This is a genomic window from Thalassospira sp. NFXS8, assembly GCF_040148805.1.
Classification (GTDB): domain Bacteria; phylum Pseudomonadota; class Alphaproteobacteria; order Rhodospirillales; family Thalassospiraceae; genus Thalassospira.
Genome location: NZ_JAGEMF010000007.1, coordinates 88,966 through 102,596, shown reverse-complemented (window position 1 = coordinate 102,596; position 13,631 = coordinate 88,966). Strand labels below are relative to the sequence as shown.

Sequence of the window (13,631 nt, the reverse complement as noted above, 5' to 3'; positions counted from 1 at the left end):
TCGGGCATTACATAATACTAACCTGAAATGTGAGGAATACCTTGGCTAAGCAAAGCAAAACGAACGGTGCGACAAAAACCGAAACAGCGGGCGCAAACCTGCCACTGTTTTATAGCAAGCCGCGCGCTGTTCTGGCCGAGCGTCATGGCAGCATGTCGTTGACACCAACGTCGGATTTTTCGTTTGCAGCGACCACCAATTCAGTGCCGGTTGTGGCAACCGAACTGCCGATGGTGTGCAAGCATTATCCGATCCTGTTTACCGATGGCGCGCAGCCCCAGATGGTGGCATTGCTGGGTTTGCGGGCATCGGAAAACCTGATGGTTGACGATAAAGGCAACTGGACGCCGGGCACCTATGTTCCGGCCTATATCCGTCGTTATCCGTTCATCTTTTTTGAGAACGAAGAAAAAAGCCAGTACACCCTGTGTGTGGACGAAGACGCAAAAACTGTTGTCGAAGGCACGGAAAATCCGTTCTTTGTTGATGGTGAACCGTCAAAAATGACACAAAGTGCGCTTGATTTTTGCCGCGATTACCAGGCGCATTATGCGGCCACAGCCGAGTTTCTGAAGGCTGTCACCGAAGCCGGGTTGCTGGTGGAAAACCGTGCTGATGCTACACTGGCCGATGGCCGCAAGCTGAGCCTGTCGGGTTTCAAAGTGATCGATGAAGCCAAATTTAATGAACTGGACGATGAAACCTTCCTGGCATGGCGCAAACGCGGCTGGGTGCATCTGGTTTATTGCCATTTCATTTCCAATGGCAACTGGTCAACCCTGGTTGAACGTGCAGCCATGAAGGTTGCCAACTGATCTCATAGCGCCAATATTGGCCGTTGATGAGAAAGCCTCCGACCGTTTTACGGTTCGGAGGCTTTGCTTTTGGCGAACCTGTTAATCAGGAACTGCAGGTCATAATAATAAATTTGATATCGGCTATAACACTGGTCGTTTGTGTTTCGTCCTTTTTATGAAGCCGGGCAGCTATTGGTTTTCGGTGGTTGCCCCGCACGACGAAAAGGCAGGAAAGTAATATGAATATTGTTGTTATTGGTGGTACAGGGCTGATCGGTTCTAAAACCGTTGCCTTGCTGAAAACTCGGGGCCATAGCGTGGTGGTGGCCTCGCCGGCGACGGGCGTTAATGCCTTTACGGGCGAAGGGTTGGACGCCGCCCTTGAAGGGGCGGACGTTGTACTTGATCTTGCCAATTCGCCATCGTTTGAAGACGACGCTGCGATGGCATTTTTTAAAGCAGCAGGTGCAAACCTGTTGCGTGCCGAGCAAGCTGCCGGGGTGCGACACCATGTCGCCTTGTCCGTTGTGGGAACAAATAACCTGCAAGATAGTGGCTATTTCCGCGCCAAGCAGGCACAGGAAGATCTGATCAAGGCAGGATCTATTCCCCTTACCATTATCCAGTCGACCCAGTTCTTCGAGTTTCTGGGCAGTATTGCCGGATCCGCATTTGATGGCGAGACTGTCTGTTTGTCTAATGCGCTGGTTCAACCCATTGCATCGCAGGATGTTGCAACGGCGGTTGCCCGTGTGGCGCTTGCTGCCCCGACCAATGGCACGGTTGAAATTGCGGGACCGCAGCAATTTGGTTTGTGCGAACTGGTTGAACGCTATCTTGGCTGTATGGGCGATGTCCGCCCGGTGATCTGTGATCCGCATGCGCGATATTTCGGCGTGGTGTTAAGCGAACATTCGCTTGTTCCGGGCACGGGGGCATCATTGGGCCAAACCACATTTGAAAAATGGCTGGGGCAATCAGTGCTGGCGAAAAGCGCGTAACAGGAAAACGGAACACGATAATGATCAAACAAATGATGACTGCGGTGGTTCTGTTTGGAGCCGGCTTGGTACCAGGTGCGGTACAAGCCAGCGATGCGCCAAGTGAACAGGCCAAAATCACGGTGGTTTACGATCATAAACTACCCAATGTACCGGGCAAAAGCCTGAAAGGTGTTTTGGTGGAATATGGCCCGGGTGGATCATCACCAGCCCATACCCATCCGTCATCGGCCTTTATTTATGCAACGGTTCTGACGGGTGCGATTACAAGCCAGGTTAATGGTGGACCGATAACAACATACCATGCAGGGGAAAATTTTTCGGAAAACCCCGGCGATCATCATAGTGTCAGTGCTAATGCCAGCGACAGTGAACCGGCGAGTTTGCTAGCCGTTTTTGTTGTTGATAGCGACGAGAAAACGCTAACAACACCGGAATAATCAGTCATTTTTTTAAGCAGGTGGTTTGCTCGTGCAGGGGGCGCCACCTGTTTTCATGGCAGCGAAATTACACAAATCAGGCCCAGCCTAACCGGCTTTCAATGCGTTTGGCGCTGTCTTTTACCAGTTTGATCAGGTCCGGTTCGTTCTGGTTAACCTTGATATCGGGTACTACGATGGAAATTGTGGCAAGGCATTCGCCGTCCGGGTTGCAAACCGGTGATGCGATGCAGGCGACGGAAAAATCAGATTCACCAGCTTGAATGGAAAGCCGGTCAGACAAGGCACGGGCTGCCTTTTGCGACAGGGTAACGGGATCAACTTCTGCCCGCCCGGTTGGCGAGTTTTTGGCACAGCGCCTAAAAATTTCAACCTGTTCATTCTCGGCAAGATGTCCGACCAGCAAGCGCCCCGATGCCGTCCAGTTTAACGGGGTGCGCGTCCCCACCCGCGATGTTACCTGAAAATGGTCACGGCCTTCTTCCATTGCCAAAACCACCATCATGTCGTTATCGCGACCGCATATTTGCACGGTTTCACCCGATTTTTGCGCCAGTTCGTGCATTTCGGCATTGGCCACACCTAACAGGTCCAGCCGGCGCGAATAGGTAAGGCCGTAATAATACAGGCGCGGGCCCAGCCATAATGCGCCGTCATTCTGGCGAATTAGCAGGTTTTTGCCGACCAGATCCTCGACAATGGTGTAGATGGTCGATAGTGGCGCACCAATGCCGTGCGCTATTTCATAGGCGGTGGCCGGTTTTTCGGCTGCTTGCAAAAAATCCAGAATCTGGAGGATGCGGTCAATGCCACTGGTGCGCGACCGGCGTTTGGGCGCGGCTGTCGCGGTATCCTTCATGGCGACTGACGGCATTTTGTCCTCCTGATCCGGTTTTGTTTATCGTTTATAACTAGCGGTAATTTATCAGTCAGGCCAGTTCAGGATCGCCCGTTCCTTGTTTAACGTCCGCTCTTCAAACGGCGTTGCAATAAGGTCGTTGGATTTTTGGGCAATATCTAGTTCTTCGGCCAGGCGGGCGGCGACAATTTGTTCCTGGTCCGGCTGCAAATTGCAGGGATCAAGGAAGAAATAGCCATGTTCAACTTCATGATCGCGGGCAACAATGGGCTGCGCCCCTTTTGCCAGCCGGTCGACCAGATCCCACGCGGTGATGTGGGCGGCGACACGATCAATATCGATGCGTAAACGGTCCAGCGGGTTGTGGGTGGGGTCTGGCGTAATGCGAACCGATACACCGGGGCGACCGTCCAGCGTTGCGTACCATAAATCAAGGGCACGTTTTTCCCGGGCGCGAATGGCAGCATGGTCGCGGGTTTTCCAGGCTTCCAGCGCGGCAATGGCCCCGGCAATGCCTTCCTTGCCCACTTTCATGCCACGGCCAATGCCGCGGTTTTGCAGGTAAATATTGCGCACAATATCTTTACGGCCCGCAACAATGCCCGATGTTGGCCCGCCCAAAAATTTATGCCCGGAATACAGAACAATATCCGCGCCATCACGGATAAAGCCGGTTAAATCATATTCGGACGCGGCATCGACAATAACCGGAACATTATGTTCATGCGCGACAGCAGCAAAGGTTTTGAAAGGGATTTGCCCGTATTCGACCGTGTGGTGCGACACAACATATAAGGCCGCCAGTGTATTTTCATTAATCGCACTGGCAAGATGAAAGGCCGACGCGCTGGTGGCTTGGCCGATGGGCACAACACGCGCGCCGGATAACCGCACAGCCTGATCGACCGGAGCACCATAATTGACCATATGGCCCATTTGCATGATGACATCGGATTTGGGGCCAACATGATTTGGCAATTGTTCAATTGCGCCCAGATCATTTCCGGTCATAAGGGCTGCAATTGAAAGCGTGATACCGGCTGAGCATGATGCTGTGATAAACCCGCATTCGGCCCCGGTCAGTTCGGCAATGGTTTTGCTGGCCCGGCGTTGTAAATCATCAATTTCAACAAAATTACCCAGAATATCGGCAATCGATTGAATGGATTGTTGCCCGACGATAGAGGCACCAAGGCCCGTCATGGTGCCCGACGCATTGATAACGTGGCGCAAGTTCAGTTTTGCAAGAATATCAGCTGACATGATGGGTCCTGTTATTCGTCGTTAAGGGCAATGATGGCTTCAATTTCAACCGTGATCTGGTTGGGCAGCGACCCCATGCCAATGGCTGAACGGGCATGAACACCTTGCGGGCCAAACACATCGTTAAACAGGTCCGAACAGCCGTTGATAACTGCCGGATGGTCGCAAAAATCAGGGGCAGCATTGACCATGCCCAGCAGTTTGACAACCCGTTTCACCCGCCCGAGATCGCCAAGAGCTTCCTGCATGACGGCGAGCAGATTGATCCCGGTCAGGCGGGCATCGGCATAGGCTTTTTCTATGCTAACATCTGCACCGACCTTACCTTTGCTGAGGTTGCCGCTGGTGTCTAACGGCCCTTGGCCCGAAAGAAACAAAAGGTTGCCTTCGCGCACATGGGTCACAAAATTGGCAATCGGGGCCGGGGCCGGGGGCAGGGTAATGCCCAGTTCGGCAAGGCGTTGGGCAGGGGTGTTGCCGGTTGTGGTGGAAATAGTCGACATATTTAACAAAGGCTCCGTTTGGCGGATATTTAAGGTATGTAAAACGTGAATTTATGGGGCGGTATGCCGGTAAAAATGGTTTGGCCCTGCGGTTTTGATATGCGGATGCAGCTGTTTGGCCTGTTCGCGCACAGCGTTGACCGATGCAGGATCAAGGCGTGATTGCGGGTCGTCAAACCGGATTTCCGGGTTGGGCACGGCCGATAACAACATGCGGGTATAATCGTGCTGCGGGTTGGACAACACCGCATTAACGTCACCCCATTCCAGAATTTGCCCGCCATACATAACCAAGATGTCCTCGGCCACATAATGGGCGGTGGCGACATCGTGGGTGATGTAAAGCAGGGCCAAACCCAGATCGCGTTTCATGCGGTTCAATAGTTCAAGCACGCCCTGGCGCACCGAAACATCCAGCATCGATGTTGGTTCATCGGCGATAATAACCTTTGCGCCAACGGCAAGGGTGCGCGCGATGTTGATGCGTTGGCGCTGCCCGCCCGAAAGGTCATGCGGGTGTTTGGGGGCGACAATTTCCGGGTCCAGCTCGACCTGGCGTAACAGGGCATGAATTTCGTCAGTGACGGCTTTGCCCTTTAAATCGCGGCGATAAAGTGCCAGCGGGCGGCGTAAATGATAGTCCACCGTATGGGCCGGGTTTAGCGATGCAAACGGGTCCTGAAAGATCATTTGCACGTTTTTGCGATATTGTTTCAACCCCTTGGGCGTGTTGTCGGTAACGGGGGCGCCATGAAACAAAAGCTGGCCTTCATCGGCGATATATTCGCGCATGATGATGCGGGCGCAGGTGGTTTTGCCACTGCCGGATTCCCCGACCAGTGCCAGGGTGCGCCCGCCCTTCAGGTCAAAGGACAGATCGTGGGCACCACGCACCTTGTGCGCGCCCAGATGAAAGGTTTTGCCAATGTTTTGCAGGCTAACGATGGCAGGGTTTGCGGTCATTGTGCGTTCTCCTGCCGAGGGGCGGGGGCGTGAAAGGACGGAAATGACGCCCACAGTTTTTTGGTGTAATCGTGTGTTGGTGCGCGGTAAATCTGATCCGCTGTGCCCTGTTCCACCAGTTTGCCATCCAGCATAATGCCGATGCGGTCACAGAACTGCACCATCAGGCCCAGATCGTGGGTAATAAACAGCACTGAAAAACCCAGTTGCCGGCGCAGTTCATTAATGCGTTGCAAAATTTCGCGTTGAACCACGACATCAAGGGCGGTGGTGGGTTCGTCCATTACAATCAGTTTTGGTTCCAGCGCCAGGCAAATGGCGATTACAATGCGCTGGCGCATGCCGCCGGAAAACTGAAACGGATAATCGCGCATGCGGTCTGCCGGGATATCGACCAGTTTTAACAGTTCGGCACAGCGTTCGCGCGATTGCGCCTTGCTATAACCGCGATGGCGTTTCAGTAAATCGTGAAACTGGCTTTCAATACGCAAAACAGGGTTCAGCGAATTCATCGCACTTTGAAACACCATGGCGACTTCGTGCCAGCGAAACCGCGCCAGTTCGTTCGCATCAAGGTCGAGCACATTGCGCCCGGCCACCGTAATGTTACCGCCACAAATTAATGCGGGGGGCTTGTGCAGACGGCTGATTGCAAAGGCAATGGTGCTTTTGCCACAGCCAGATTCCCCGGCCAGGCCAAAAACCTCGCCAGGGGCGACATCAAAGCTGACATGATCAACGGCGCGAAAGTCGGTTTTATCACCAACATATTCAATCGACAGATCCTGAACGGATAATAGCGGATTGTTCACAGGCTGCCCTCCCCGGCGCGAACGCGACCAACCCAGCGGGCCAGCGAATTGCCGGTCCGCAAACGTGGGTTGGCAACTTCGTCGATGGCAAAATTAAGCAGTGACAGGCCGGTTCCCAAAAAGACCAGGGCAAAGCAGGGGGTTAAAATATCCCACCATGCACCAACCTGAAGGGCCGACGCATTTTGTGCACTATAAAGCATCACGCCCCATGAAACGGCTTGCGGATCGCCCAGTCCTAAAAATTCAAGTGTGGCTTCAGTAATCACAGCAAAAACAACGCTGCCGATGAAATTGATGCCGACAATCGACACCAGATTGGGAAAAATCTCGGCCGCCATAATGCGCCAGCCTGGTTCGCCCAGCATCTCAGCAGCTTTGACGAAATCCTTTTGTTTGATCGACAGGGTTTCGGCCCGCGTAACACGTGCGCCCCATGCCCAACTGGTGCCACCCAGAATAATGGCAATCACAACCGGGCTTGCCTGCCCGATAAACGATGCCAGAACCAGCAAAAGCGGCAGGTTGGGCACAACAAGGACCATATTGGTCAAAAAACTGATGGCTTCATCAACCTTGCCACCCTTATAGCCTGCGGCAATGCCCATGACGGTGCCAACGGCCGTAATGATGAAACCGGCCCCAAAACCAACCGCCAGCGATGTGCGCGCGCCGTAAATCAGGCGTGAAAACACATCCTGCCCAATGCGGGTGGTGCCCAGCCAATGGTCTGCACTGGGGGGTTGATGGGGCAGGCCAACGCGACGGGCAGGATCAAACCCGGTTAAAAGCGGGGCGGCAATGGCGGCCACTATAATAATTGCCAAAATCAGTAAACCCGTCAGGGCCTTTTTGTTGCGTAAAAGCCCTAGAATAACGTTTTTCATTTCAGGCCCTCCGCAATCGGGGATCAAGCAGAACGTAGCTGACATCGACAATGAAATTGGCGGTTAACATTGCCAGTGTCATAATCAGCAACTGCCCCTGAATAACAGGGTAATCACGGGCCAGAATGGCGTGATAAAGCGTGTTGCCCAGGCCGGGATAGTTAAAGACGACTTCGGTCACAAGCGATCCGCCCAGAACCGTGCCAATGGCAATTGCCAGGCCCGAAACCGTTGGAAGCAGGGCATTACGTGCGGCATACCAGAACATGACCGTGCGGTCCGACAGGCCCTTGGCCCGGCCCATGGTGATATAATCTTCGCCCAAAAGGTTGATCATGTTGTTGCGCATGGTGACAACAAACCCGCCTGTCAGCACAATGGACAGGGTGATGATGGGCAAAATGGCGTGATAAATAACGCTGCTGATATATTCAAACGAAAATGCCGGGTCCAGTGCCGGGTCGGCGGCATAGCCGGTGGGAAACCAGCCCAGGGTGAAACCAAAAAAATACAAGGCGACCAGCGACGTCACCATTGCAGGAACTGACGTTGCGACAATGGCGGATACGGAAAAGATGACGTCAAATTTGCTGCCGCGTCGCCAGGCGGCAACGATGCCCAACATGGTGCCCAGCGTAAAGCTGATCAATGTTGCCGTGCCCATTAGGCCAACCGTCCACACCAGCGCGCGTCCCAGCACCTCGTTGACGGAAAGCGGGAAATATTTGATCGACAGGCCAAGGTCACCGGTAAAAATACTGGCAAGATATGTCAGGTATTGCTGCCATAACGGGGCATCGACAAAGCCGAAAGTCAGTTTCAGGGCCTCAAGATTTTCTGGTGACAGGGTGCTTCCTGCGCTGGAAAACATGATCTGGATCGGGTCACCCGGCAAAAGGCGGGGCAGAAAAAAATTGATGGTCGCCGCCGCAATGAAGGCTGCCAGATAAAAACATAATCGCCGAAGCAGAAAAACCATTGGAACCTCTGAAACTGTAAGTGTCGCGGGCTGCCTGGGGAGGAGGCGGCAGCCCGCGACGATCATTGCGAAGCGGTTTTACTTAACCGGGCGCAATGCAAGCAGGTGCAACAAACGGGCATGGTTCTGGCGTGACAGGGTCGGGTTAACGAACGGATTGTCCTGGGTTGACCAGCCGGTAAAGCGCGTTGTGTTGTACTGATACCAGGTCGGGTTGTTATACACCGGCAGTAACGGCAGGTTTTCTGCGACGATCCGCTGGGCCCTGGTCATGATTTCCTTTTGTTTGTCCATGTCTGACGTCAGGGTGAAGTCATTTAGCAGCTTGGACAAATCATCGTTAAACCAGCGTTGTGCAGTGAAACGGGTTTTACCCACATCATTGCGGTTAAAGGCCTGCTGATAGGGATAATAAGGCAGGGATGCCGCACGAATGCTGTTGATCGCGGCGTCAAATTTACCCGTGATCAGGTCCTGGCCCCAAACGGCTTCTTCCGGGGTGCCGATATTGGCATTGATCCCGGCATCCTGCATGCCTTCAACGGCAATGCGTACCGTATCAATCCAGTCGGTCCATGAATTGGGAACGATAATGTCAAACTTGATAGGCGTTCCGTCGGGATTATCGCGAAAACCGTCATCATCGGCATCGACATAACCGGCCTCGTCTAAAAGGTCCTTGGCGGCATCGACGTCATATTTGGTATATTTGTCAAATTCTTCCAGAACTTCCGGGTCAGTCCAGCTGGAATAAACTTCGCCAAATGTGGTCGGGTCCTGGTTCAGCGTCGGGTAACCATAACCAGCCACATTGACCATGCCCTGACGATCCAGTGTCATGCTCATTGCCCGGCGGAATTTTACATCCTGAAAGGCTTTTTTGTTATCCGCATTGGCGGTTTCCTGGTTGAAAATAAACTCAACCATGCTGCCTGCCGTATACCAGTAATGGAAATGATCCGGGTCCTTGGCAACATAGGTCTGCTCGACATTGGGTAGGAACGATGTGCCCCAGTCCAGCTCGCCGCTGGCAGTGGCGGTGAGCATCTGGTTGTTATCGGCCAATTGCGGAAAGCGGAAACAATCAACCTTCAGGTTTTCGGCATCCCAGTAATACGGGTTGCGGCACTGGTCGTATGTTTGTGGGGTAAAACGGGGGATTTCGGTCATCGGGCCGCTGCCAACCGGGGTTTCGTTGGCAAAGGTGACCGGTTCGGCAATGTCGGCCCAAACATGTTCAGGCACGATCGGCAGTTCGATCAGGCGGTTTACGGCCAGTGAACTGGGGCTGGACAGGCTGAATTTTACGGTGTGTTCGTCAATTGATTCAACTTTATCAAGGATATTCCAGATGGAAACAAAATCCAGTGCCGGGTTTTTTTTGACATAGTTAAAGGTGAAAACAACGTCTTTGGCGGTAAATGCTTTGCCGTCGGACCATTTCAGGCCGTCGCGCAGGGTGAATTCCACGCTTTTCAGGTCGTCCGCGATTTTATAGCTTTTGGCGAGGCGGTAATTGGCCTTGTCATGATCAAAGCGGTTAAAAATCACCAGCGGTTCATAAATGAAATCCGATGTGCTTTGGCGGGCCGATGTCTGGTTGAACGGGTTAAAGTTCCGGACCCAGGTGGTGGCTGGCTCGATATTGGCCGTCAGAACCGTTTCGGCGCTGGCTGCTAGCGGCGGCAGAATGGCAAGGCCAAAAACGGCGGTCGCCAAAAGGCGTTTATGTGTGATCATTGATCTTTCCCTGATAGTAAGATTGTTTTGTTATGCGCCAAAGATTTCTTCGACTTCGGCATGCAGTTGCCTGATATCCACGTTCAAGTTGCCCAAACGGGCTTTGGCTGCGTCCATGCGGCGTATTGTTTCGTCACTTAGCGGACGGGCAGCTTTGGCGGCAGCCAGTGTTTCGGAATTGGTGCCATGACTGTGCAGGGCAATGTCACAACCCGCTTCCAATGTCTGCCGTACCCGTTCGGGCAGGCTGCCCGACAGGGATTCCATATAGACGCAATCCGAAATCAGAACGCCGTCATAGCCCAGTTCGTTTCGGATAACGTCTTTGCAAATAACCGGCGAAACCGAGGCCGGGTTTTGGTCGTCGTAGGCGGAATACACCACATGCGATACCATTGCCCATGGCGTGTCGATCAAATCGATGAACGGCTTGAAATCGGTGGCGCGCAAAAGTGATTTCTCGGCATCTACACGCGGGCGTTCCTTGTGGCTGTCTACCGTAGCGCGGCCATGGCCGGGAATATGTTTCATGATCGGCATGTTGCCAACTTCAAGCAAACCATCGACCACTTCACGGCCCAGCGCACTGATCAATGCCGGATCCTGCCCAAAGGCGCGGGCACCAATAACGTCACTGGTATCGCCAAACACCAGATCAAGGACAGGCGAGCAGCCGCTATCAAGGCCCAGTTCGCGCATCATGGCCCCCATCGCCTGCGATGACAGGCGCAGCGCACGTTTGCTAAGCTCAAGATCGCGGCGTGCCAGTGCGCCAAATTCACCAAATGACCGAAATAACGGCCATGATCCGCTATCAAGATGCGATACGCGCCCACCTTCCTGATCGGTAAAAATCGGGGCATCGTCGCGGCCAACGGCAGTACGAAACTGTTCGGTAAGCTTTTTGACCTGATCGGGGTTTTTCAGGCTGCGGCGGCCTACAAATAACCCTAGCGGATTGGTTTCGCGAAACAGGGCAATTTCGTCGATCGACAAAGTATCATTGGGAATGCCGACAAACAGGGCCAGCGGTGTATTCGAAGACATGGATCATTCCCTGAAAATAAAAGGCCGGTTGGCCCGGAAATTTGCGCAACGAACCGGTAATAACCGGCCCGGATCAGAAGGCACGTATTGTTTGCTAGGGGGCCGGGGCGCGCAGCATGTCGGTGTAAATTCCTTTGCCGGGTAAAGGAATTTCAATGGCGCCAACGGCATCGACATAAAACTGTGTCGGGCCGGGATCACCGACAATAGCGTAGGCGTAACCCATGTTTTTCATGGTTGTCAGGGTGCTGTGTAGCAAAGCCGCCCCGATGCCTTGCCCGCGGGCGTTGACAGCAACGCCGGTTGGCCCAAAAAAACCACGGGCGACGGCGTCGTAGCAGGCAAAACCCATGATCTGGCCATCGCGGATTGCGATCAGGCAGGACGCGGGTTGACGGGCGATGGCTACAAGGGCCTCGCTGGCCCAGTTATCGCTAAAATTATCGCGCACCCAATCGACGACAAGGCGCTGTTCCGGGGCAAGTACCGGACGAATAGTAATGTTCGTTGCGGCAACCTTGCGTCCCAACGCATCAAGGGCGGGCGCATAAAGGCTAACAACCAGATCTGCCATTCCCTGTATTCCATTATTATGTTATCTATGTCGTTATTAAGTATGCTACGGGCAACAAGGAACCACGTCAAGAAAAATTGGCATCGAATTGGTATTTAAAATGGATACAAGATGCGAAAGGTGGCAGCGGCGGGATGCCCGGTGGGGCGATCAAGGGGGCCGATTTATCCGGATGCAAATTAGCGGGATGGGAAGGGTGGTGTCGTCGTGTCTGGTGGATCAGGCCAGTAGATGTTTGCTACCGTACTAGGTGTGTTCAGTGCCGTTGGTTGGGTTGAAATGTCGGTTTGCTATGCTATGCCCGGCGTCGGAACTGGCGATGTTCGCCTATCGGACCGGAGCTGAAGATTCGTCGAAAAATGGCGGGGGTGCCAGTTGTCGATGTCATTTTGTAAAAAAGACCGGGTTTTGTTGTGATCATCCTGACGAAAGGCGAACAGGTTTAACGTTGCCTGGCGAAATTGAATTTCCCCGGCATTGGGTCTTTTGCGCATTAGGCCAGAACTTCGCCAATGTTTCGCGGTGGTGGCGATGTGTTTTTGTGTACGCTGGTTGGCGCTTTAAGGCGCAAGAAATCACCAATGCTTTGCCATCACAATAAAAACCGGCATAGAGACATTTAACCGGTTATTTTCAATTTTTTAAGGTCGGCAGCAGGCACGGTGCTGCGTTTGGCCAGCGCATGGCGCGAAAGCTTTTGGCCTTTGCGCTGGCGTTTTACCGTATTACATAGCGACGGTCGAAGTTGCATCTGCCGTCTGGATGTTATCGTCATTTAAATGGCACGCGGAAAAATGGCGGGGCGCGATTTCGCGTTTTTGGGGCACGGTGGTGCGGCATTTTTCCATGGCAAAGGGGCAGCGCGGGTGAAAATGACAGCCGGGTGGCGGGTCAATCGGGCTGGGCAATTCGCCGTCAATGACCTTGAATTTTCGTTTGGTCAGCTCAATCCGCGGAATTTCTGACAGCAATGCCTGTGTATAAGGGTGGTTGGGGCGGCTGAAAATTTCTTCGGTTGGGGCCTCTTCGACAATACGCCCCAGATACATAATCACAACCCGGTCTGAGATATGCTCCACCACGCCGAGATCGTGGCTGACAAATAAATAGGTCAGCCCCAGTTTTTCGCGCAAATCCATAAAAAGGTTAATCACCTGCGCCTGGATGGAAACATCAAGGGCTGCGACACTTTCGTCGCAGACCAGAAAGTCGGGCCGCACGGCAAGGGCGCGGGCGATATTTACGCGCTGTCGTTGCCCGCCGGAAAATTCGTGCGGAAAACGAAATTTCATTTCCGGGTCAAAGCCAGCCATGCGCAAATATTTGTCGGCATGTTCGGCTCGCGTGCCTTCCAGCATTCCGTGGGTTTTGGGGGCTTCGGTGACGATATCGTCGATCCGCATGCGCGGGTTAAGGGCCGCCATAGGATTTTGAAAAATCATTTGAATGGCAAGGTCGGCACTGGCTTGATCGCGCCGGGTCATGCCTTCGCGTCCGTGGCGAATAACCTCGCCGTCAGATGGCGGAATAATCCCGGCGACAACGCGGCCCAGCGTTGATTTACCACAGCCACTTTCACCGACCAGCCCAACCACTTCGCCGCGATGAATGGTTAAGTCCACCCCATCCATGGCATGGACAACCGGTGGCGTTGGGCTAAGGCCAAGGCGAATTAAGGCCTTGCCAAGTAAGTCCGGGGTGGCCCCAAACCGGCGCGATACGTTTTTCAGTTCGACAATCGGGGTTTTGGCGACAGTTTCAGTCAT

Annotated in this window: 14 protein-coding genes; 3 read left to right on the top strand and 11 right to left on the bottom strand. The window is 53.5% G+C overall.

What is annotated here, in order from left to right; all coding sequences use genetic code 11:
* The first annotated feature begins 41 nt into the window (after positions 1 to 41).
* The 3 genes from J4E05_RS23190 to J4E05_RS23180 all read left to right on the top strand — a co-directional run bounded on the left by J4E05_RS23190 (position 42) and on the right by J4E05_RS23180 (position 2,238).
* The gene (locus tag J4E05_RS23190; protein ID WP_349600693.1) at positions 42 to 815 is read left to right on the top strand and encodes a SapC family protein; all 774 of its coding nucleotides are present in this window, start codon (positions 42 to 44) and stop codon (positions 813 to 815) included.
* 221 nt (positions 816 to 1,036) lie between these two features.
* Positions 1,037 to 1,798 (top strand): SDR family oxidoreductase, encoded by a 762-nt coding sequence (locus J4E05_RS23185; protein WP_349600690.1) that lies wholly within the window; start codon positions 1,037 to 1,039, stop codon positions 1,796 to 1,798.
* Between the two features lie 20 nt (positions 1,799 to 1,818).
* A complete protein-coding gene (locus tag J4E05_RS23180; protein WP_349600687.1) occupies positions 1,819 to 2,238 on the top strand; it encodes a cupin domain-containing protein in 420 nt (139 codons plus the stop codon).
* 76 nt (positions 2,239 to 2,314) lie between these two features.
* Here J4E05_RS23180 and J4E05_RS23175 read toward each other — a convergent pair whose 3' ends face one another.
* From J4E05_RS23175 to J4E05_RS23125, 11 genes are all read right to left on the bottom strand, one after another.
* A complete protein-coding gene (locus J4E05_RS23175; protein ID WP_349600685.1) occupies positions 2,315 to 3,112 on the bottom strand; it encodes an IclR family transcriptional regulator in 798 nt (265 codons plus the stop codon).
* Positions 3,113 to 3,163: 51 nt separating this feature from the next.
* Complete coding sequence (locus J4E05_RS23170; RefSeq protein WP_349600682.1) at positions 3,164 to 4,360, bottom strand: aminotransferase class V-fold PLP-dependent enzyme; 1,197 nt, start codon at positions 4,358 to 4,360, stop codon at positions 3,164 to 3,166.
* An 11-nt stretch (positions 4,361 to 4,371) separates the two neighbouring features.
* Positions 4,372 to 4,863: a RidA family protein gene (locus J4E05_RS23165; protein ID WP_085594457.1), complete on the bottom strand. Its 492-nt coding sequence runs from the start codon at positions 4,861 to 4,863 to the stop codon at positions 4,372 to 4,374.
* Positions 4,864 to 4,914: 51 nt separating this feature from the next.
* Entirely contained in the window at positions 4,915 to 5,826 is a 912-nt protein-coding gene (locus J4E05_RS23160; protein ID WP_349600679.1) for an ABC transporter ATP-binding protein, read from the bottom strand.
* Positions 5,823 to 6,638: an ABC transporter ATP-binding protein gene (locus J4E05_RS23155; protein WP_349600676.1), complete on the bottom strand. Its 816-nt coding sequence runs from the start codon at positions 6,636 to 6,638 to the stop codon at positions 5,823 to 5,825. The genes J4E05_RS23160 and J4E05_RS23155 overlap by 4 nt, the downstream gene beginning before the upstream one ends.
* Positions 6,635 to 7,525, bottom strand: a complete 891-nt coding sequence (locus J4E05_RS23150) for an ABC transporter permease (RefSeq protein ID WP_349600673.1) — start codon at positions 7,523 to 7,525, stop codon at positions 6,635 to 6,637. Before J4E05_RS23150 ends, J4E05_RS23155 begins: the two co-directional genes overlap by 4 nt.
* 1 nt (position 7,526) lies before the next feature.
* Positions 7,527 to 8,504: an ABC transporter permease gene (locus J4E05_RS23145; RefSeq protein WP_349600671.1), complete on the bottom strand. Its 978-nt coding sequence runs from the start codon at positions 8,502 to 8,504 to the stop codon at positions 7,527 to 7,529.
* 78 nt (positions 8,505 to 8,582) lie between these two features.
* Positions 8,583 to 10,244: an ABC transporter substrate-binding protein gene (locus tag J4E05_RS23140; RefSeq protein ID WP_349600668.1), complete on the bottom strand. Its 1,662-nt coding sequence runs from the start codon at positions 10,242 to 10,244 to the stop codon at positions 8,583 to 8,585.
* 30 nt (positions 10,245 to 10,274) lie between these two features.
* Complete coding sequence (locus tag J4E05_RS23135) at positions 10,275 to 11,291, bottom strand: glycoside hydrolase family 3 N-terminal domain-containing protein (RefSeq protein ID WP_349600665.1); 1,017 nt, start codon at positions 11,289 to 11,291, stop codon at positions 10,275 to 10,277.
* A 94-nt stretch (positions 11,292 to 11,385) separates the two neighbouring features.
* Positions 11,386 to 11,865, bottom strand: a complete 480-nt coding sequence (locus J4E05_RS23130) for a GNAT family N-acetyltransferase (protein ID WP_349600662.1) — start codon at positions 11,863 to 11,865, stop codon at positions 11,386 to 11,388.
* A 725-nt stretch (positions 11,866 to 12,590) separates the two neighbouring features.
* Positions 12,591 to 13,631 (bottom strand): ABC transporter ATP-binding protein, encoded by a 1,041-nt coding sequence (locus J4E05_RS23125; protein WP_349600659.1) that lies wholly within the window; start codon positions 13,629 to 13,631, stop codon positions 12,591 to 12,593.